A 19,226-nucleotide genomic window follows, 5' to 3' on the forward strand; every position below is an offset into this window, starting at 1 on the left:
ATTACGCCCTCAATGACAAGCTCTTTTTCCAATCTTCACCTGGCTGAGCCCCTGGCACGCGCTGTAGCCGACATGGGCTATGAGTCCATGACTCCCATCCAGGCGCAAGCCATCCCGGTCGTGTTGACGGGCAAGGATGTCATGGGCGCGGCCCAGACAGGTACAGGCAAGACCGCGGCCTTTTCCCTGCCATTGCTGCAGCGCCTGATGCGCCATGAAAACGCCTCGGCCTCCCCGGCGCGCCATCCCGTGCGCGCCCTGGTGCTGCTGCCCACGCGCGAGCTGGCCGATCAGGTGGCCCAGCAGATCGCGCTGTACGCCAAGCACACCAAGCTGCGCAGCACGGTGGTGTTCGGCGGCATGGACATGAAGCCCCAGACGGCCGAACTGAAGAAAGGCGTGGAAGTGCTGGTGGCCACGCCGGGGCGCCTGCTCGACCACATCGAGGCCAAGAACGCGGTGCTCAACCAGGTCGAATATGTGGTGCTGGACGAAGCCGACCGCATGCTGGACATCGGTTTCCTGCCCGACCTGCAGCGCATTCTTTCCTATCTCCCCAAGCAGCGCACCACCTTGCTGTTCAGCGCCACGTTTTCGCCCGAGATCAAGCGCCTGGCCAACAGCTATCTGCAGGACCCCGTCACCATCGAGGTGGCGCGTCCCAATGAAACGGCGTCCACGGTGGAGCAGCGTTTCTACAGCGTCAGCGACGACGACAAGCGCTATGCGATCCGCTCCATCCTCAAGCAGCGCGACATCCGACAAGCCTTCATCTTTTCCAACAGCAAGCTGGGTTGCTCGCGGCTCACGCGGGCGCTGGAGCGCGACGGCCTGCGCGCGGCGGCCCTGCATGGCGACAAGAGCCAGGACGAGCGCCTGAAGGCGCTCGAAGCGTTCAAGGCCGGCGAAGTCGACCTGCTGGTGTGCACCGACGTGGCGGCGCGTGGCCTGGACATCAAGGACGTGCCTGCGGTGTTCAACTACGACGTGCCCTTCAACGCCGAAGACTATGTGCACCGCATCGGCCGCACCGGCCGTGCCGGCGCCTCGGGCTTGGCCGTCACGCTGGTCACTAGCCATGACAGCCGCAACGTGGCCGACATCGAGAAACTCACCAAGAAGAAGATCGAGGTGGAGCGCTGCCCGATGGAGGATTTCCGTCCGCCGCGCACGAGCCGCCCCGGCCATGGCGAGGGCGAGCGCCGCCGCGAACGTGATGGCTACAGTGCCGCAGCCTATGGCCATCGCCCATCGCGCATGGCGCAGCGTGCGAACAATGCCGACCCGTTCTTCGACAAGCCGTACGAGCCCTCGTCGGCGGCAGAGCCTGCATCCTGGGAAAGCCAGCGTGCTGCAGCGGTCAAGAGCGTGAGCCCCAGCATCCGCCCCAAGCGCAAGATCGCCGCCTTGTTCAAGGCGCCCGTGGCCTCCTCCTGAGGCGCCGCGGAAAGAAGCTGGAAACGCCTGCCTTGCGCAGGCGTTTTTGCTGGTCGGTCAGCCGGATTTGCCCGGAGCCTGGGCCTGGGGGCAATGGACTTGTATGAGTTCGCGCTCGGCCAGCGCATCGCCGAGGCGCATCATGCTCAGGCAGCCACCCCAGACGCAGCCCGTATCCAGCGCCATCAGGTGCGGGCGGTTGATGTGGCCCAGCGTGGACCAGTGGCCAAAGGCCATGGTGACCTGGGCCGTTGCACGGCCGGGCACTTCGAACCAGGGCATCAGGCCTTCGGGGGCATGCTCGGCCGATTCGGCACTGTCGAAGTCCATGGTTCCTTCGCTGCTGCAAAAGCGCAGGCGCGTAAAGGCATTGACAATGCAGCGCAGCCGGTCGTTGCCCGTCAGTGCCGGATCCCAGCGATCGGGTTGATTGCCGTACATGGAGTGCAAGAAAGCTGCCAGCTCCGAGCTTTGCAAGACGGCTTGCACTTCGGCGGAAAGGTCCAGGCTGTCCTGCAGCGTCCATTGCGGCAGCACGCCCGCATGGACCATGAGCAGCGGCTCGCCCCTGGCGCTGACATGCAGGCGTGCCAGCGGCTGCTGGCGCAGCCAGTCGAGCAGCCCGTCCTTGTCGGGCGCATCGAGTACCTGAGACAGGGTGTCGCGCTTGCTTTGGCGCCGCAGGCCGTGGGCGGCGGCCAGCAGATGCAGGTCGTGGTTGCCCAGCAATACGCGCATGGAGTCGCCTGCGGCCATGCAGGCGCGCAGCACCTGTGCCGATTTGGGGCCGCGGTTGACCAGATCGCCAAGCACATACAGCGTGTCCCTGCTTGCGGAGAAATCCACGGTGTGCAGCAACTGCTCGAAAGCGTCGTAGCAGCCTTGAATGTCCCCGATACAGTAAATTGCCATGCTTTTCCTTCGGATGGATGAACGGGGATTTTCCGCCGTTTCCGGGTGATGCTGCAGCGACGCGCGGCATCGCGACGCGTTAAAGGTCATCTCCTTGCCATCCCGCCTGCCCTCCCGGGATCTTGAGGCCGGCCAGCCTTGCGGCGATACGACCCTGGAGAGCCTGCGTCTCCTTCGGGCGGGCCGGGATACGGAAACCTTTTCCATTACGGGTTCAACCTCTGGATATTGTTCATGTTAATGATTAATGGAGAGCCGGTGGATGTTGAAACAGGCCAGCCGATTTTCAACAGCATGGCATTCAGTATGGAGAATGCCGACTTCCGCGGAATTTCCGTTTCAGCGACAGAGTTCCTGCTTGTTCGATGCAAATGGCTGTCAATCTGCAGGTATAGGGTGCCGGTTTGACGATTTTTCACGCTTTGGATTTTGCGCGGGCATGAATGCCGGGAAATGAGGGCGTTGGGCGCCACGAAGCGTCGGGCCGCTTGGCGCAGGCGCCGTGGTGTTGTCCTTCTGGCAAGGCATGGGGGCCACAAGTGCGCGCTTGCTGCCGGTTTTCCCGCTTGGACAGGAGATGTTGACAGGGCCGGCCGCCCCTGGCCGGACCCGGGCTGGCCTTGTTCTGGCCTGGGGTTCTCCTGCGCTTCAAGTAGGGGCGCTGCAGCCGCCGGCGCATTAGAGCGGCCCGCTTCGCAAAATGGCTGGAGAGGCGATGCGGTGAAAGTCGGAAGCTTGGCAAAATCCCATGCCGCACCTGTCCGGTATATGGGCTGGAATATGGCTGGCGGCTGTGCTAATGCGTTGAAAATGTGGTTACTGCGTATGCTGGGATAATGGCCAAACTAATAACTGTACTTATAATTAACGGGTCTTAAATCAACAGCAAAGCGCAACCATGAGCACCTACAAGGAACTACTGAAGCAACGTGAAGATCTGGAGCAGCAAATCAAGGAAGCGCGTGCGCGCGAACTTGCGGATGCTGTGGCCAAGGTTCGTAGCCTGGTCGCCGAATACGGCCTGACCGCGGAGGATGTGTTTCCTCCCGCGCGTTCGCGTTCCTCCAATGCAGGCTCCAAGGTGGCACCGAAGTATCGTGATCCTGCGACCGGCCAGACCTGGACCGGCCGCGGCAAGCCCCCGAAGTGGATTGCAGATCAGGACCGCGAGAAGTTCGCCATCTGACTGGCTGCCCCGCGCATGTTGAAAGAACCCGCCCCGGCGGGTTTTTTTCTTTTCTGAAGCAGCGCAAAGACGGCGCGAACAGATGATCTGCATCGGGTTTGGCCCGCTTGGCACGGGCTTGGCCCGTTGCCGAGACGGCACAATATGAAGCCATGAACAAGCAGGTGTTGATAGCAGGAGGCGGCATTGGCGGGCTGGCTGCGGCGATTGCGGCAGCGCGTGCGGACTGGGATGTGCGCCTGTTCGAGCGCGCAGGGCAGTTTTCCGAAGTCGGCGCGGGCATTCAGCTGGGGCCGAATGTGGTGCGCTGCCTGCAGGCCTGGGGTCTGCAGCGGCCGCTGCAGCGGGTGATCGCCTCGCCGGGGGCGCTGCGTGCCTGCAGCGCCATCACGGGCAGGGAGCTGGGCCACCTGCCCTTGGGAATGGACAGCGTGCACCGCTATGGCGCGGCCTATGCCACCATCCACCGGGCCGATCTGCATGCATTGCTGCTGGAGGCATTGCAGGAGCAGCCTTCCGTCCATCTCAACCTGAATCAGTTCGTGAGCAGCTATGCGGAAAGCGATGGCGTGGTCACGATACGCACCAGCGGCAACAAGCTCATCGAGGGCGATGCGCTCATCGGCGCCGACGGCGTGCGCAGCAAGGTCCGCGCCCAGATGCTGGACGACGGGCCGCCGCGCATCACCGGGCATCTGGCCTACCGCGCCATGGTGCACCAGGCCCAGTTGCCCAAGCGCCTGCGCACCGGCGACGTCACGGCCTGGTTGGGGCCGCATCTGCATGCCATCCAGTACCCGGTGCGGCGGGGAGAGCTGCAGAACCTGGTGGTGATTGTCCAGGGGCCGGCACCCGAGGATCTGGACCAGTGGGACCATTCGGCCAATCTGCCCGATCTGCTCGTGCACCTGAAAGGCACCTGCTCCTATCTGCAGGATCTGGTTCAGCATGTGCCCGATGCCGGCGGCGAATGGCGGCTGTGGCCGGTGGCCGACCGCGTGCCGTTGGCGTCGCCGCGCCAGATGGCGCAGGGCCTGGTGGCCCTGCTGGGCGATGCGGCCCATCCCATGCGCCCGTATCTGGCCCAGGGCGCGGGCATGGCCATCGAGGACGCGGCCGAGCTGCAAGGCGCGCTGTCCATGCACGATCTGGATGTGAGCCTGCGCCTGCGCCGCTATGCGCTCAACCGCTGGCAGCGCAATGCGCGCGTGCAGGAGCGCTCGCTGCGCAACGGCCGCATCTTCCATGCGACCGGCCTGGTGCGCTGGGGGCGGGACCTGTCGCTGCGCATGCTGGGCAGCCGGCTCATGGATGTACCCTGGCTGTATCGCGGCAATAACTAGTCGCTGTCCTCGTCCCCTCCCGCGGACTGGTTGCCGGCCCCGGGGGCCATGGTGGGCGGGCATGGGGCTGCCGTTTTGGCCAGGATGCGCCCGCCTGTCGGGCGAAGAGCAGGGCGCCGAACAGCGCACATGCTTTGCCGCATGGTCGCGGCTGCCGCCGGACAGGCGCCCCGCACGCGGCAAGCGCTGCGGTCCACACAAATGCAGGGCTACTCGGTTCATGGGCCAGTTCGCGGATCGGCGTGGCGCCCCATTGGCGGAGCAAAAAATGCTTGACCTTTGAGCCTGCTTGAAGGTGAAGCTCCTGGCTTCTTTCACTCCCTGCATGAATCCATGTCCGTTCCCGCCTTTTCCACGAACCAATATCGGCGCCTCGTGCGCGCCAGCGCCTGGTACGACCTGCTTGTGACCTGGCCTTTCGCGCTGCCATGGACTTTTGCCTGGCTGCTGGGCCTGCTGGCCGGGGTGCACGCCATGCTGGATCTGCCCGGCAGCGTGCCTGCCGCCGACACCCTGCATGTGCTGCTGGCCAATCTGGTGGGTTCGGTCGTGGTGGCGTGGGCGCTGGCCCGCATCATCCAGCCCACGCTGCTGCTGGGCCGGCTCGATGCGCTCGCGCGCTGGCTGTTTGCCCTCTGGCAGGTGTATGCGGTGCTCCATGGTGCAAGCGCCATCGTGCTGGGCTTTACGGCGTTCGAGCTGCTGTTCGGCCTGCTGCAGCTATGGCGCGTGGCGGATGCCAAGAAGGGGGGCGCCTAGCCTTTCCTGGATAAAAAAATGAGCTGCCTGCGCTTGATGGGAAAGCGTTGCAAGCCTATTTCCTGGACTGCCCGGCCGTGCCGCGCAGCAGCGGCGACATGGGCAGCCAGCGGTAGGCCAGGCAGCCCACGACCAGCATGCCGGTCACCATGAGCATGACCATGCGGTAGATTTCCCAGCCCTGGCGTTCGGCCATGCCGGCCACCACGCCGGACAGCCATTGCATCAGCGCCGCGCCCAGGAACATGGCCATGGTGTAGACCGACAGGGCGCGGCCCGTGGTCTCGCGCGGGTAGGAGGAGCGCACGTCGGCATACAGCAGCGACGAGTAGCCCGAGAAAACGCCCATGGCAAAGATCAGCGCCACATTGACCACGGGGTGGTGGACAAAGGCCATCAGCACGAAGATGGCCGCCATGCTCAGGGCAAACACGATGATGCGCCGGCGGCGCAGGCCGGGCCCGGGGTCGAGGCGGCCGAAGGCCGAGGGCGCAAACAGCGAGATGACCGACAGGGCCAGCGCCACGTTGCCCGTGGTGACCAGCGAGAACTGGTAGCGGTCCATGAGCATGGGACTGAGCCAGAGGCCGCGCACCGTGAGGAAGGAGGCGTAGCCGACCATGCCGATCAGCACGATGCCCCAGGTATGGGGCAGCAGCAGCAGGCTGCCGAAGCCCTTGAGGGCCTCGACAAAGCCGGGCTTGGGCTGGGCGTCGCTGGCCAGCGGCGGCTCGTGCACGCGGAAAAAGATCAGCAGCCAGGATAGGGCGCACAGCACGGCCAGCACGCCGAAGCCGAAGCGCCAGCCCTGGTGCTGCACCAGCCAGGCCAGCGGCGTGCCGGTGAACAGCAGGCCCAGGCCGCCAAAGCCCATGCCCACGCCGGACATGAAGGCAAAGCGGTTGAGCGGGAAATGGCGCGAGATAAAGATGGTGCAGGCCAGAAAGGCCGGCGAGCAGCCCACGCCGATCAGCAGCTGGCCCAGCATCAGCCAGGGATAGCTCGTGGCCAGCGCGGACAACGTGGCGCCCGCGATCGCCATGGGAAACGCCGTGAGCACCGTCCGGCGCAGGCCGTAGATGTCCATGCCCACGCCCATGAGCAGCTGGGTGACGCCGAACGACAGGCCGAACAGTCCGGCAAACGAGCCCAGGGACTGCGACGAAAGCCCGAAGTCGTTGCGCAGCCCGTCGGCCATGATGGAGGTGACGGTGCGAAAGGCCTGGCTCAGCGCAAAGGCAGAGAGCAGGCACAGCAGCATGGCCCAGAGAACGCGGGAAGAAGGCGGGGCGGCTTGCGGGGAGATGGCTTCGGGGCTGGACATGGAGAGGGTGCCGGCAAGTGGATGCCTGCAGCATGGGGAAAGCAGGGAAAGGCAGGAAATCGTTCTAGCGGATTGTGCCTTTCCCGTCTGTCACGCAGGAGCGCGGTCCGGCCCGGCGGGGACTGCTTTCTGAAGCTGGCAGCCTTCGAAACCGGCGGCGCAGGCGCCCAGCCGTAGGTGTGCTCTTCTCCCTTCGGGAAGCCGCGCAGCGGCTCGGAAGGCTTCAAAGCTCCGTGCGCAGGCTCCAGATCTCCGGAAACAGCACCACGTCCAGCATCTTCTTGAGATAGCTCACGCCGCCCGTGCCGCCGGTGCCGCGCTTGAAGCCGATCACGCGCTCCACGGTGGTCAGGTGGCGGAAGCGCCAGAGGCGGAAGGCGTCCTCGATGTCGGCCAGCTTCTCGCCGAGCTGGTACAGGTCCCAGTGCTTGTGCGGGTCGCGGTAGACGGTGATCCAGGCCTGCTTCACGCCTTCGCTGGCTTCATAGGGCTGGGTCCAGTCGCGCTGCAGGCGGTCGGCCGGCACTGCAATGCCTTCGCGTGCCAGCAGCTGCAGCGCCACGTCGTACAGCGAGGGCGACTCGTAGGCGGCCTGCACCTGGGCCAGCAGGTCGCTGCGGTGCGCGTGGGGCTTGAGCATGGCCGCGTTCTTGTTGCCCAGCGCGAATTCGATGCAGCGGTACTGGTAGCTCTGGAAGCCGCTGGAGTTGGCCAGGTAGGGGCGCATGGCCGAGTATTCGGGCGGCGTCATGGTCGACAGCACGGTCCAGGCGCTGACCAGCTGCTCCATGATGCGCGAGACGCGTGCCAGCATCTTGAAGGCATCGGGCTTGGTCTCGCCCGAGGCATTGGCGATGGCGGCCGTGGCCGCGCGCACCTCATGCAGCATGAGCTTCATCCACAGCTCGCTAGTCTGGTGCTGGATGATGAACAGCATCTCGTCATGCGCGGGCGACAGCGGGTGCTGGGCGCTGAGGATCTGGTCCAGGTGCAGGTAGTCGCCATAGCTCATGTCCTTGCTGAAATCGAGCTGGGCGTTTTCGGAGCGGACAATGGCTTCGCCGCCATGCATGGGGCAGCCGGTGGATTCTGGGGTCATGGTCTCGTGCGTTGTTTTGTGGCTGGTGCGCAGCGTAACCGAAAGCACGGCAGCATTCCTGCAAATCCGGGGGCCGGGCGCTGCAAGAACGTGGATGCGGGCCCCGTGCATCCTGCGTACAGTGAAGTCCGATGTTTCATGAATGAACCAGCCCTGCATCCGAAGAAAGCCGACGCCATGCCTGCTACCGCCCAACGCCTTGCCGACCCGCTCAGCACCGCCGACGCAGACGGCCTGCAGCAGCAGATCACGCGCTGCTGCCGCTGGCTGGAGGCCGAAGATCCGCCGCCCGCGCTGCAAGAGCTTGCCCGGCGCACGGGCCTGAGCCCGTGGCAGCTGCACCGCGCCTTCAAGCGCAGCACGGGGCTCACGCCCAAGGCCTACGCCAAGGCCCGGCGCGGCCAGAACCTGCGCGCGGCGCTGGCGCCGGCGCGCAGCAGCTCGGTCACCGATGCGGCCTATCTGAGCGGCTACGAGGCCAGCAGCAGCTTCTACAAGGATGCGCCCGCCATGCTGGGCATGGCGCCCGGGGCCTTCCGGCGCAAGGGCGCCAACCAGACCATACGCTTTGCCGTGGCCGAATGCTCGCTGGGCAGCCTGCTGGTGGCCAGCACCGATCGGGGGGTGTGCAGCGTGCTGCTGGGCGACGATGCCCAGGCGCTGGTGCACGACCTGCAGCGGCGCTTCGCGGCCGCCGAGCTGGTCGGCGGCGATGCGCGCTACGAGCAGACCGTGGCCCAGGTGGTGGCCCTCGTCGAGCAGCCCCGCGTGGGCCTGGCGCTGCCGCTGGACATCCAGGGCACGGCCTTCCAGCAGCGGGTCTGGCAGGCGCTGCAGGCCATTCCCGCAGGGCAGACCATCAGCTATTCCGAACTCGCGCAGCGCCTGGGCATGCCGCAGGCCGCGCGCGCCGTCGCCAATGCGGTGGCGGCCAACCCGATTGCCGTGGCTGTGCCCTGCCACCGCGTGGTGCGCAACGACGGCAGCCTCTCGGGCTATCGCTGGGGCGTGGAGCGCAAGCGTGCGCTGCTGCTGCGCGAAGCCCAGCAGGCCAAGGCCAGGAACTCCTGAAAAGGGAGCAGCTGGCGCTTTCTGTTCCCATGTTTTGCAGTGATATTTATTGCAAACCGAGGAACGGATTGCGCAAGGCGCTTCCAATTTGATAGAAAACCGCATGCTGCTTGAAGTCTCTCTTGCCCTGCCCGAACCCTACCGTTTCGACGAATTCGTGCATTTCCATAACCGCGACGAGCAGCAGGTGGCAGAGCGCGTCGATGCCCTGGCCTGCAGCCTGCACAAAGCCATCATCTGGAAGCACCGGCCTGCCTTGCTGCAGCTGCAGTGGCAGCCAGGACGTGTGCGGGCGGGTCTGCATGCGCCAGGCGCCGGGCAGGCCAAGACCGACAGAGCCGCACTGCAGGCCATGGTGCAGCGCATGCTGGGCCTGGCCTATCCGCCCGGCGAGCTGGAGCGCGCCCATGGCGGCCACCCGGAGCTGGGGCCCTTGCTGCAGCGCCAGGCCGGCCTGCATGTGCCCGGAGCGCCCACGCCGTTCGAGGCGCTGACCTGGGCCATCACCGGCCAGCAGATCACGGTGGCCGTGGCGGTCTCGCTGCGGCGCAAGCTGATCGCCCTCGCAGGCGAGCCGCTGCGGTGGAACGGAGACCTTCCGGCGCTGCGCGCATACCCCGATGCGCAGCGCGTGGCGGCGCTGGACATGGAGACGCTGCGCGGCGCGGGCTTTTCGCAGGCCAAGGCCCAGGCCCTGCTGGCCGTGGCCCGGGCCGTTGCCGAAGGGCAATTGCCGCTCGACGACTGGGCGGCCCGCAGCGCCGCAGGCGCCTGGCGCCAGGAGGAAGTGGATGCGGCCACCGCGCAGCTGCTGGCCCTCAAGGGCATAGGGCCGTGGACGGTCAACTACACATTGCTGCGCGGCTACGGCTGGCCCGACGGCAGCCTGCACGGCGACGTGGCCGTGCGCCGCGCCATGGGCTTGCTCACGGGCAGCGCCCAGCCCGATGCGCGCACGGCCAGCGGCTGGCTGGAGCAGTTCAAGCCCTGGCGCGCACTGGTCGCGGCGCACCTGTGGGCCTCGCTGGCCGATACGGCGTATTGACGTAGTGAGTGCTCCTGCGCTCCGACCGGTGGAACTGGCGCGCACAGATCAGAGACGCCGAGCAAGAGCCGCCTCGCGGCGGGGGCGCCTAACTGAGGGCGTCGTCCCCTGGGGGAAGCCGCGTGAGCGGCTCAGGGGGGTTAAGTCACCGCGTTGAGGGTGTTGAACCCGGGCTGCTGCCATTCGCCCGACTCCAATACCTGGCGCAGGTGCTCGACGGCGTGCCACACGTCCTCGAAGCCCACGTACAGCGGCGTGAAGCCGAAGCGCAGGATGTCCTTGTGGCGTCCCGTGCCGTCGCCCTTGCGGAAGTCGCCGATCACGCCGCGGGCGATCAGCGCCTGCACGATGGCGTAGGCGCCGCTGTCCTTGCCTTCCACGCCCAGGCCTTCCTCGCGGGTGAGGCAGACCTGGGAGCCGCGCGCCGCATGCTCGCGCGGCGTGGCCAGGCCCAGTCCGTGGCCCTGGCAGCGCTCTTCCACAAGGCGGATGAACAGGTCGGTCAGGGCCAGCGACTTGGCGCGCAGCGCCGCCATGCCGCCGAACCGCTCGGCTTCGGTATAGATGTCCAGGCCGCACTGCAGCACGCTCATGCTGACCATGGGCTGGGTGCCGCACAGATAGCGCTGTATGCCCTGGGCCGGGTGGTAGTCGGGCACGAACTTGAAGGGCTCGGCGTGGCCGAACCAGCCCGACAGCGGCTGCCAGAAACGGTTGATCAGCCGCGGATGCGCCCAGACGAAGGCCGGCGCGCCGGGGCCGCCGTTGAGGTACTTGTAGCTGCAGCCCACGGCGAAGTCGGCGTCGGCGCCCTTGAGGTCCACGGGCACGGCGCCCGCGCTGTGGCACAGGTCCCAGACGCACAGAATGCCCCTGGCGTGGGCGGCGGCCGTGACGGCGGCCATATCGTGCATGGCGCCCGTGCGGTAGTTCACATGGGTGAGCATGGAGATGGCCACGTCGTCCTGCAGTGCGCCGGCGATCTCTTCGGGCTCCAGCAGCACCAGCTCCAGGCCGTATTCCTGGCAGACGGACTGGGCGATGTAGAGGTCGGTGGGGAAGTTGCTGCGCTCGCTGATGAGTTTTGTGCGCGCCGGGGCGTCTTCGCGGGCGATGCGCGCCGCGGCCGTGAGCACCTTGTAGAGGTTGATGGAGGTGGTGTCGGTGAACACCACTTCGCCCGCGCCCGCGCCTATCCAGGGCGCGAACTGGTCGCCCAGGCGCTCGGGCAGGGTGATCCAGCCGGCCTTGTTCCAGGAGGTGATCAGGCCCTGGCCCCATTCCTGCTGCACGACCTCGGCCACGCGGGCCGCCGCGGCCCTGGGCTGGGCGCCCAGCGAATTGCCGTCCAGGTAGATCACGCCCTGGGGAAGCGCAAAGCGCTCGCGCAGCGGGCGCAGCGCATCCTGTGCATCCAGGGCCTGGCACTCTTGCAAAGTGGTCATCGAAATTCCTTTTTGATAGCTGCCAGCGCTTGATGGACAAGCGCTACAGCCGGTTTACTCTTGATTTCTACAATGTTTGCCGAGGCAATTGTGCTTGGACAAGGCATGGTGCAAGCCAGGGATGCCGAGCAAGAGCCGTCTCGCAGCGGGGCGGCCCAGGCGAAGGCATCGTCCCCTCCCGCGAAGCGAGGGGGAAGGTGCGTGGCACCTCAGGGGATGCTTCTCAAGACGGCCCGGACCGGGGACGCATCGGCCTCGGTGAGCTTGAGCGGCAGCGCGATCAGCTCGTAGTCCCCCTCGGCCACTTCGTCGAGCACCAGGTTCTCCAGCACGCGCAGGCCGCGCGCGCGGATCACCATGTGGCTGTCCAAGGTCTTGCTCGTGGCCGGGTCGATGCTGGCCGTGTCGATGCCGATCAGCTGCACGCCCCGGTCGGCGAGCCGGGCCACCGTCTCGGGCGCGTAGGCGGCAAGATCCGGGTCCCAGCTGGTGGGGGCTTTCTCGTAGGTGCGCACCAGCACGCGCGCGGGCAGGTCGGCGGTGATGGCGTGTTCTATATGGCGCCACTTGATCAGCGGGCCGCAGCCCATGGCATGGATGACGCGGCAGGGGCCGAGGAAGGCGTCGAGATCGACATGGCCTATGCTGGCGCCGCCCGCGTCATAGTGCAGGGGCGCGTCGGCATGCGCGCCCACATGGGGCGACAGCGTGATCGCGCTCACGTTCACCGGGCAGCCCGGGCCTATGGTGGCGCACCACTGCTGCGAGTACGGCGTGTCGCCCGGGAACACCGGGGCCAGGGGGTGGATGGCGGGGGAGATGTCCCAGATCTGGCGTGGCATGGCCTTATTTCCTCCGGTACCAGAAAGCATAGATCAGCATCAGCAGCACCAGGAACGGCACGCCGACCAGCACGGTGGTGTGGAATTCCCGGGTGAAGTAGGTGGTCACGATGACGCCCAGCATCAGCACGGCGCCCAGCAGCGTGAACACCGGAAAGCCCCACATGCGAAACTGCAGCCGCTCGCCTGGATGTTCGCGCTGCCAGCGCGGGCGGAAGAACAAATGGGTGACGAAGACCATGAACCAGGCGAACATGGCGCCGAACATGGCGATCGACATCATCAGCTCCAGCGACTGCTCGGGTTTGAGCACATTGAAGACCATGGCCACGGCCATGCCCAGGCAGGACACGGCGATCGCGCCCAGCGGCACGCCGCTCTTGCTCAGGCGGCCCAGGCCGGACGGCGCATAGCCGCCGCGCGAGAGGCTGAACATCATGCGCGAGGTGACGTAGAGCTGGCTGTTCATGGCCGACAGCGAAGCCACCAGCACCACGAAGTTGAGCACGCCGGCCGCGCCGGGAATGCGCAGGATCTCCATCACCTTGACGAACGGGCTCTTGTCGGTGCCGGCCTGGTTCCAGGGCACGATGGCCAGCATGATGGCCAGCGACAGCAGGTAGAACAGCACCAGGCGCAGCACCGTGGAGCGAAAGGCCGAGGTCACGGCACGCTGCGGGTGCTCGGCCTCGCCGGCGGCGATGGCGATGGCCTCCAGGCTCAGGTAGCTGAAGATGGCCACGATCACGCCCACCCAGGTGCCCCACCAGCCGTTGGGAAAGAAGCCGCCGCCCGCCGTGTAGTTGGCAAAGCCGACACCTTCGGGGCGGGGGCCGGACAGCACATAGGCGCCGATCAGGATGAAGGCCACGATGGCCACCACCTTGACCATGGAGAACACATACTCGACCTGGCCGAAGGCCTTGACGCTGGTGGCATTGACGGCCGCCAGGGCCAGCGAGAACAGCAGCACCCAGACCCACTGCGGCACATCGGGGAACCAGTAGCGCATATAGAGGCCCACGGCCGTGACCTCCATGCCCACGGCCAGCACCACGGCGGCCCAGTAGGCGTAGCGCACCAGGAAGCCGGCCAGCGGGCCGAGGTAGTGCTCGGCATAGGCGCCGAACGAGCCCGAGGTGGGATGGGCCACGGTCATCTCGGCCAGGCAGCCCATCAGCAGCAGGCCGATCAGCGCGCCGATGGCGTAGCTGATGAGCACGCTGGGGCCGGCCACGCCGATGGCGAAGGCGCTGCCCATGAACAGCCCCGTGCCGATGGCACCGCCGATGGCGATCATCGCCATCTGGGCGGAGTTGAGCTGCTGGCGCAGGCCGGTTTCTCGTTGCTGTATGTCTTGGAAGGCGGCCATGGTGCGCTGCAGATCGGTGTGAAAGCGAAAGGCGTAAGTATCGGCGCTTTCAGCGCCATGCAACCGGCTCGGCCGTTCAGTTGCCGCCGCCAAGATAAGGCGGCCTAAGGACGGCCTAAGGACGGCCTAAGGGCGGCCGCCTCTTGCATAGCAGCCCGGCGTGAGCGCATGGTGGGCCTTGAAGGCGCGCTGCAGATGGGCCTGGTCGGCAAAGCCCATGGCGTGGGCGGCCTCGGCCAGCGCTGCGCCCGTGGCCAGCAGGCGACGTGCGCCGTTGATGCGCAGGTTCAGGCGATAGCTGCCGGGCGTCATGCCCGTGGCGGCCTTGAAGCGGCGGATGAAGCGCGTGGCGCTCATGCCGCACTCCTGGGCCAGAGACTGCACGGTCAGGCCTGCGTCGGGCTGCGCATGCAGCCGGTGCAAGGCGGACTGCAGCTCCGGGCCGGTGCAGTGCAAAGGCGCTGCAGCCGGCTGGGCGCAGCGGGCCATCAGCTGATCCAGGCCCTGGGCCAGCCGCTGCGCGGCAGCGGGGCCGTCGACGGGGCGGCACAGGCCGTCCACCAGCCGGGCGGTCTGCGCATCGTCCGGCGTGCGCCGTGCAAAGCGCAGCGCGGCCACGCCCAGCCGGGCATGCAGCCAGTCGGCGTCGACGAACAGCATGCGGTAGGCCCAGGATGCGCCGGGTTCGGGGTTGCAGGCATGCCAGGCGCCCGGCTCGATCAGCACCACGCCGCCAGCCGTCACGGGCTGGGGACCCTGGGCATGGTGGAACACGGTACGCCCCGCGTCCACGATGCCTATCGAATACTCGGCATGCATGTGCAGCCGAAAGCAATGCGGCGAAGCTGCGCTGTCGCGCAGCTCGGCCCAGGGCGCGGCCGGGTGGCGGTGAAAGCGGTGTGGCGAGGCGGAGACTGTCATGGGACGAGGGCGGCAAGAAGCGGTCATCATGCCAGCATGGCGGCCACGCTGGCCACCAGCAGCAGGGCCAGCAGGCGGTGGAACAGCCGCTGGCGGCGCGGCGTGGTCAGCTGGCTCGACAGGGCCTGGCCCAGCAGCGCCCAGCTGCCGACCCCCACCAGGCAGGCCAGCAGCGACATGGCGCAGAACTGCAGCAGCGCCAGGGCCGCATCGGCCTGCGGCAGCACGAACAGGCCGACGCCGGCCAGCGCCACCAGCCAGGCCTTGGGATTGAGCGTCTGCACGGCCGCGCCCTGCAGCAGCAGCCGCAGCGTGCGGGATGCCGGGCTTTCCCGATGTTGCCGGCTTTCCCCGGGGGATACATCGCCGGATGCCGCTTCTTCCGCTTCTGCCGCTTCGGCAGGCGCCCGCGCCAGCCGCCAGGCCAGCCACAGCAGGTAGGCCGCGCACAGCCATTCGGCGGTGGTGGACAGCCGGGGAAGCGCCTGCATCAGCCATTGAGCGCTCTGGCCCATGGCCCAGACCACGGCGGCATAGCTGGCGCTGGCGCCCAGCACATAGAAGGCGCAGGCCCGGCGGGAGCGGGCGGCGCCATGGCGCAGGGCCAGCACGTTGACGGGGCCGGGCGTGATGGCACCGACCAGGGTGAAGATGCCCATGGCGAGCAGGGAAGAGGACATGAGAGGTCGCGCGGACGCGGAACTGCAAAGGGCTGCAGTCTCGCGCCGCGCGCCTGTCCTGTATTGAACGCAATTGCGCGGCGGACCGGGCCGCGCAGGATCAGGGCAGCATGGCGTAGGCCACGATCTCGATTTTCATGCCGGGCACCACGAGGCCGGCCACGCCCATGCTGGAGCGGTTGGGGTAGGGGGCCTCGAAGAACTCCCGGTAGACGGCGTCAATGGCCGGCATGTCGGCCACCTCGGTCATGTAGATCAGCACCTGGGTCACGTCGGCCAGCGTGCCGCCCGCGGCCTCGACGGCCCGGCGCAGGTTGGCAAAGGTCAGGCGCGCCTGCTCCTCGACGGGGCCGGTGTGGATGCTGCCGTCCTCGCGCACCGGGCCGTGGGCCGTGAACAGCATGCTGCCGCTGGCCTTGACGGCCCAGGAGAACGGCTGCCGCAGGGGCGGCAGGCCTATGTCTATGACTTGCTTCATGGCGGGCCTCAACCCAGCACGTGGGCGATGGCGTCGGCCACATGCTGCACATTGGCCCGGGACAGGCCCGACATGCACATGCGGCCCGAGCGGATCAGGTAGACGCCGTGCTCCTCGCGCAGGCGGTGGACCTGGGGCTCGGTGATGCCGGTGTAGCTGAACATGCCGCGCTGGGTCAGCAGGAAACCGAAGTCGCGCCGCTCGCCGAAGCGCTCGTGCAGCGCGTGGTGCAGCTGGGCGCGCATGTCCTTGATGCGGCCGCGCATCTCGGCCAGCTCGCCGGCCCACTGCGCGCTGAGTTCAGGCGACTGCAGCACCTGCTGCACCAGGCGCGCGCCGTGGGTGGGCGGCGACGAGTAGTTGCGGCGCACCGTGGCCTTGAGCTGGCCCAGCACGTTGGCGGCCGTGGTGGCGTCGTTGCAGACCACGCTCAGGCCGCCCACGCGCTCGCCGTACAGCGAGAAATTCTTGGAAAAGGAGTTGGCCACGAAGGCTTGGGCACCGGCTTCGGCCAGGGCGCGCACGGACCAGGCGTCTTCGTCCAGGCCGTCGCCGAAGCCCTGGTAGGCCATGTCCACGAACGGGATCAGGCCCCGCTCCACGATCACGGGAATCAGCTGCTGCCACTGCTCGCGCGACAGGTCCACGCCCGTGGGGTTGTGGCAGCTCGCATGCAGCAGCACCACGCTGCCGGGCGGGATGCCGCGCAGCGTGTCCATCATCGCGTCGAAGCGCAGGCCGCCCGTGGCCGCGTCGTAGTAGGGGTAGCTGTGCGTGCGCAGGCCCGCGCCTTCGAAGATGGCGAGGTGGTTCTCCCAGGTCGGGTCGCTGAGCCAGATCTCGGCGTCGGGGAAGTAGCGCTTGATGAAGTCCGCGCCCACCTTGAGCGCACCCGAGCCGCCCAGCGACTGGATGGTGGCGATGCGCTGCGCGCGCACGGCCTCGTGGTCGGCGCCGAACACCAGGTCCTGCACCAGCTGGCGGTAGGGGGCGATGCCCTCGATGGGCAGGTAGCCGCAGGGGACTGCGTTCTGGCTCAGCGCCTGGGCGGCCTGGCGCACGCAGTCCAGCACCGGCAGGCGGCCCTGCTCGTCGAAGTACAGGCCGATGCTCAGGCTGACCTTGTCGGCGCGCGCATCCTGCTGGAAGGCCTCCATCAGCGACAGGATGGGGTCGCCCGGGTAGGGCGGAACATGGGCAAAGACGGAAGAAGAGGAAGGGGTCATGGTGGTCATGGGTTGCCAATGGAAATCGGGTTGCGGACTGCCTGTCAGGCCTTGGCCGAGGCGGCCGCGGGTGTGGCTGCCGCAGGCTTGCGGTACCACAGCGCATAGGCGGCGGCGAGCAGCAGCAGGAAGGGCACGCCGGTCAGCAGCGTGAGGCGGAACACGTCGGTGAACAGCGTGGACACCAGGGCCGCCAGCATGAGGGCCGCGCCCAGCAGCGTCAGCCATGGAAAGCCCCACATGCGGAAGGTCAGCGGCGCGGCGCCCTGGCGCGCACGGCGGGTGCGGAAGAACAGATGGGTCACGAAGATCATGAACCAGGTGAACATGGCGCCGAACATGGACACGGCCATCATCAGCATGAAGGACTGCTCGGGGTTGACGATGTTGAACAGCGTGGCCACGGCAATGCCCAGGCAGGACAGCAGCAGCGCCGGCAGGGGCACGCCGCGCGCATTGACCCGGCCCAGCACGGCGGGCGCATGGCCGGCGCGCGAGAGGCTGAACATCATGCGCGTGGTGATGTAGAGCTGGCTGTTCATGGCCGACAGCGCGGCCACCAGCACCACGAAGTTGATCACGCTGGCGGCGCCCGGAATGCCGATGATCTCCATCACCTTCACGAAGGGGCTGCCTTGCTTGCCGGCCGTGGCCCAGGGCACGATGGCCAGCATCAGCGCAATGGTGGCCAGGTAGAACACCACCAGGCGCACCATGGTCGAGCGGAAGGCGCTGGTGATGGCGCGCTGCGGGTCCCTGGCCTCGCCGGCGGCCACGGCGATCATCTCTATGCTCAGGTAGCTGAAGATGGCGATGATCACGCCCACCCAGGTGCCCCAGGGACCGTTGGGAAAGAAGCCGCCGTTGTTGACGTAGTTGGCGAAGCCCACGCCGGCGGGCCGGGTGCCGAAGACCACCCAGGCGCCGATCAGGATGAAGGCCACGATGGCGATGATCTTGACCAGGGAGAAGCTGTACTCCACGGCGCCGAAGGCCTTGACGCTCATCATGTTCACGCCGATCAGCAGGGCCGAGAACAGCACCACCCAGGTCCAGCGCGGCACCTCGGGGAACCAGTAGCCCATGTACAGGCCGATGGCCGTCACCTCCGTGCCCACGGCCAGCACCACGGCGGCCCAGTAGGCGTAGCGCACGAGAAAGCCGGCAACCGGCGCAATGTAGTGCTCGGCATAGGCGCCGAAGGAGCCCGAGGTGGGATGGGCCACGGTCATCTCGGCCAGGCATCCCATCAGCAGCAGCGAGATCAGCGCGCCCACGGCATAGCTGATGAGCACGCTGGGGCCGGCAAAGCCGATGGCGAAGCCGCTGCCCAGGAACAGGCCGGTGCCGACGGCGCCGCCGATGGCGATCATGGTCATCTGTCCCGCAGACAGCTGTTGCTTGAGTCCAGACTCTCTCTGGACGATTTCCTCAAAGGCCGGCATGGATGTCTCCGTCATGGTTTTGGCTTGGAGAGCGCATGCTAGGGGCCGTGTGGAGGAGTGATTTAATGGTTATCCATAAATCTGTTCAAAATTGGATAATCAATCCAATAAAAATTCAAAGAAACATATTCATATGCAAGAGAAGCTCGACAAGACCGACCGTATGCTGGTCCGGGCGCTGCAGGAGAACGCACGGCTGACCTCGGGCGAGCTGGCGCAGCGGGTCAACCTGTCGCAGTCGCCCTCCTGGCGGCGCATCAAGCACCTGGAGGACGAGGGCGTGATCACCGGCTACCACGCGGCGCTGAACCGGCGCGCCCTGGGCTTCGGCGTGCTGGCTTTCGTGATGGTGGCCATCGATCACCAGAACGAGGAATCGTCGCGCATCTTCGAGGAGGCCGTCTGTGCGATTCCCGAGGTGGTCATGTTCCACGGCATCTCGGGCCCCGAGGACTTTCTGCTGGTCGTCGTGGCGCGCGATCTCGACGACTACTCCGACCTGCTGCAGCGCAAGCTGCACCGCCTGCCGGGCGTGCGCCAGGTGCACACGCATTTCTCGCTGCAGGAATTCAAGGGGCAACTGGCGGGGCTGCCTGTTTGAATGCGCGCCCTGAGCGGCTGCACCGCTCGCCCTCCCGCTT

18 protein-coding genes are annotated in these 19,226 nt (G+C 66.9%); 7 read left to right on the forward strand and 11 right to left on the reverse strand.

All coding sequences use genetic code 11. The features are described from left to right. Window positions 1-12: 12 nt before the first annotated feature. Window positions 13-1,437, forward strand: coding sequence for a DEAD/DEAH box helicase (locus tag V8Z74_RS21575; RefSeq protein WP_066476919.1), 1,425 nt, complete (start codon window positions 13-15; stop codon window positions 1,435-1,437). Between the two features lie 57 nt (window positions 1,438-1,494). Here the strand turns inward: V8Z74_RS21575 and V8Z74_RS21580 are convergent, their stop codons facing one another. Continuing rightward, complete coding sequence (locus V8Z74_RS21580; protein WP_349711100.1) at window positions 1,495-2,349, reverse strand: symmetrical bis(5'-nucleosyl)-tetraphosphatase; 855 nt, start codon at window positions 2,347-2,349, stop codon at window positions 1,495-1,497. A gap of 898 nt (window positions 2,350-3,247) precedes the next feature. Between V8Z74_RS21580 and V8Z74_RS21585 the strand changes: the two genes are divergently transcribed. The 3 genes from V8Z74_RS21585 (at window position 3,248) to V8Z74_RS21595 (ending at window position 5,637) form a co-directional block, all read left to right on the forward strand. Beyond that, entirely contained in the window at window positions 3,248-3,535 is a 288-nt protein-coding gene (locus V8Z74_RS21585) for an H-NS histone family protein (RefSeq protein WP_066476915.1), read from the forward strand. Window positions 3,536-3,687: 152 nt separating this feature from the next. After that, the gene (locus tag V8Z74_RS21590) at window positions 3,688-4,878 is read left to right on the forward strand and encodes an FAD-dependent monooxygenase (RefSeq protein ID WP_066476906.1); all 1,191 of its coding nucleotides are present in this window, start codon (window positions 3,688-3,690) and stop codon (window positions 4,876-4,878) included. Window positions 4,879-5,211: 333 nt separating this feature from the next. Then, complete coding sequence (locus V8Z74_RS21595) at window positions 5,212-5,637, forward strand: hypothetical protein (RefSeq protein ID WP_349711101.1); 426 nt, start codon at window positions 5,212-5,214, stop codon at window positions 5,635-5,637. Window positions 5,638-5,692: 55 nt separating this feature from the next. Here V8Z74_RS21595 and V8Z74_RS21600 read toward each other — a convergent pair whose 3' ends face one another. Together V8Z74_RS21600 and kynA are read right to left on the reverse strand one after the other, a co-directional pair. Continuing rightward, on the reverse strand, window positions 5,693-6,961 hold the full coding sequence (locus V8Z74_RS21600) for an MFS transporter (protein WP_349711102.1): 1,269 nt from the start codon (window positions 6,959-6,961) through the stop codon (window positions 5,693-5,695). A gap of 223 nt (window positions 6,962-7,184) precedes the next feature. Beyond that, window positions 7,185-8,060, reverse strand: a complete 876-nt coding sequence (gene kynA, locus V8Z74_RS21605; protein WP_066477171.1) for a tryptophan 2,3-dioxygenase — start codon at window positions 8,058-8,060, stop codon at window positions 7,185-7,187. Window positions 8,061-8,198: 138 nt separating this feature from the next. Between kynA and V8Z74_RS21610 the strand changes: the two genes are divergently transcribed. Then, window positions 8,199-9,131, forward strand: coding sequence for a methylated-DNA--[protein]-cysteine S-methyltransferase (locus tag V8Z74_RS21610; RefSeq protein ID WP_349711103.1), 933 nt, complete (start codon window positions 8,199-8,201; stop codon window positions 9,129-9,131). A 103-nt stretch (window positions 9,132-9,234) separates the two neighbouring features. After that, a complete protein-coding gene (locus V8Z74_RS21615; RefSeq protein ID WP_349711105.1) occupies window positions 9,235-10,176 on the forward strand; it encodes a DNA-3-methyladenine glycosylase family protein in 942 nt (313 codons plus the stop codon). A 140-nt stretch (window positions 10,177-10,316) separates the two neighbouring features. On the opposite strand, the gene kynU is transcribed toward V8Z74_RS21615, so the two are convergent. The 8 genes from kynU to V8Z74_RS21655 all read right to left on the reverse strand — a co-directional run bounded on the left by kynU (window position 10,317) and on the right by V8Z74_RS21655 (window position 18,585). Continuing rightward, entirely contained in the window at window positions 10,317-11,621 is a 1,305-nt protein-coding gene (gene kynU, locus V8Z74_RS21620) for a kynureninase (protein ID WP_349711106.1), read from the reverse strand. 209 nt (window positions 11,622-11,830) lie between these two features. Further along, the gene (gene kynB, locus V8Z74_RS21625) at window positions 11,831-12,463 is read right to left on the reverse strand and encodes an arylformamidase (RefSeq protein ID WP_349711107.1); all 633 of its coding nucleotides are present in this window, start codon (window positions 12,461-12,463) and stop codon (window positions 11,831-11,833) included. A gap of 4 nt (window positions 12,464-12,467) precedes the next feature. Then, window positions 12,468-13,835: an amino acid permease gene (locus V8Z74_RS21630; protein WP_349711109.1), complete on the reverse strand. Its 1,368-nt coding sequence runs from the start codon at window positions 13,833-13,835 to the stop codon at window positions 12,468-12,470. A gap of 126 nt (window positions 13,836-13,961) precedes the next feature. Beyond that, entirely contained in the window at window positions 13,962-14,756 is a 795-nt protein-coding gene (locus V8Z74_RS21635) for a helix-turn-helix domain-containing protein (protein ID WP_349711110.1), read from the reverse strand. Between the two features lie 26 nt (window positions 14,757-14,782). Continuing rightward, window positions 14,783-15,436, reverse strand: a complete 654-nt coding sequence (locus V8Z74_RS21640; protein ID WP_349711111.1) for a LysE family translocator — start codon at window positions 15,434-15,436, stop codon at window positions 14,783-14,785. Window positions 15,437-15,536: 100 nt separating this feature from the next. Beyond that, window positions 15,537-15,914, reverse strand: coding sequence for a RidA family protein (locus tag V8Z74_RS21645; protein ID WP_066476883.1), 378 nt, complete (start codon window positions 15,912-15,914; stop codon window positions 15,537-15,539). Between the two features lie 8 nt (window positions 15,915-15,922). Beyond that, on the reverse strand, window positions 15,923-17,149 hold the full coding sequence (locus V8Z74_RS21650) for an amino acid aminotransferase (protein WP_349711113.1): 1,227 nt from the start codon (window positions 17,147-17,149) through the stop codon (window positions 15,923-15,925). Between the two features lie 35 nt (window positions 17,150-17,184). Continuing rightward, the gene (locus V8Z74_RS21655; RefSeq protein ID WP_349711128.1) at window positions 17,185-18,585 is read right to left on the reverse strand and encodes an amino acid permease; all 1,401 of its coding nucleotides are present in this window, start codon (window positions 18,583-18,585) and stop codon (window positions 17,185-17,187) included. A 133-nt stretch (window positions 18,586-18,718) separates the two neighbouring features. Between V8Z74_RS21655 and V8Z74_RS21660 the strand changes: the two genes are divergently transcribed. Beyond that, a complete protein-coding gene (locus V8Z74_RS21660; RefSeq protein ID WP_066476877.1) occupies window positions 18,719-19,186 on the forward strand; it encodes an Lrp/AsnC family transcriptional regulator in 468 nt (155 codons plus the stop codon). Window positions 19,187-19,226: the final 40 nt, after the last annotated feature.

This window comes from Comamonas sp. w2-DMI (assembly GCF_040187735.1).
GTDB lineage: Bacteria > Pseudomonadota > Gammaproteobacteria > Burkholderiales > Burkholderiaceae_C > Comamonas > Comamonas terrae.

Bases quoted from the DNA above. Each gene is read 5' to 3' on its own strand.
- V8Z74_RS21575 (WP_066476919.1), top strand. From the start codon at position 13: ATGACAAGCTCTTTTTCCAATCTTCACCTGGCTGAGCCCCTGGCACGC.
- V8Z74_RS21580 (WP_349711100.1), bottom strand. From the start codon at position 2,349: ATGGCAATTTACTGTATCGGGGACATTCAAGGCTGCTACGACGCTTTC.
- V8Z74_RS21585 (WP_066476915.1), top strand. From the start codon at position 3,248: ATGAGCACCTACAAGGAACTACTGAAGCAACGTGAAGATCTGGAGCAG.
- V8Z74_RS21590 (WP_066476906.1), top strand. From the start codon at position 3,688: ATGAACAAGCAGGTGTTGATAGCAGGAGGCGGCATTGGCGGGCTGGCT.
- V8Z74_RS21595 (WP_349711101.1), top strand. From the start codon at position 5,212: ATGTCCGTTCCCGCCTTTTCCACGAACCAATATCGGCGCCTCGTGCGC.
- V8Z74_RS21600 (WP_349711102.1), bottom strand. From the start codon at position 6,961: ATGTCCAGCCCCGAAGCCATCTCCCCGCAAGCCGCCCCGCCTTCTTCC.
- kynA (WP_066477171.1), bottom strand. From the start codon at position 8,060: ATGACCCCAGAATCCACCGGCTGCCCCATGCATGGCGGCGAAGCCATT.
- V8Z74_RS21610 (WP_349711103.1), top strand. From the start codon at position 8,199: ATGAATGAACCAGCCCTGCATCCGAAGAAAGCCGACGCCATGCCTGCT.
- V8Z74_RS21615 (WP_349711105.1), top strand. From the start codon at position 9,235: ATGCTGCTTGAAGTCTCTCTTGCCCTGCCCGAACCCTACCGTTTCGAC.
- kynU (WP_349711106.1), bottom strand. From the start codon at position 11,621: ATGACCACTTTGCAAGAGTGCCAGGCCCTGGATGCACAGGATGCGCTG.
- kynB (WP_349711107.1), bottom strand. From the start codon at position 12,463: ATGCCACGCCAGATCTGGGACATCTCCCCCGCCATCCACCCCCTGGCC.
- V8Z74_RS21630 (WP_349711109.1), bottom strand. From the start codon at position 13,835: ATGGCCGCCTTCCAAGACATACAGCAACGAGAAACCGGCCTGCGCCAG.
- V8Z74_RS21635 (WP_349711110.1), bottom strand. From the start codon at position 14,756: ATGACAGTCTCCGCCTCGCCACACCGCTTTCACCGCCACCCGGCCGCG.
- V8Z74_RS21640 (WP_349711111.1), bottom strand. From the start codon at position 15,436: ATGTCCTCTTCCCTGCTCGCCATGGGCATCTTCACCCTGGTCGGTGCC.
- V8Z74_RS21645 (WP_066476883.1), bottom strand. From the start codon at position 15,914: ATGAAGCAAGTCATAGACATAGGCCTGCCGCCCCTGCGGCAGCCGTTC.
- V8Z74_RS21650 (WP_349711113.1), bottom strand. From the start codon at position 17,149: ATGACCACCATGACCCCTTCCTCTTCTTCCGTCTTTGCCCATGTTCCG.
- V8Z74_RS21655 (WP_349711128.1), bottom strand. From the start codon at position 18,585: ATGCCGGCCTTTGAGGAAATCGTCCAGAGAGAGTCTGGACTCAAGCAA.
- V8Z74_RS21660 (WP_066476877.1), top strand. From the start codon at position 18,719: ATGCAAGAGAAGCTCGACAAGACCGACCGTATGCTGGTCCGGGCGCTG.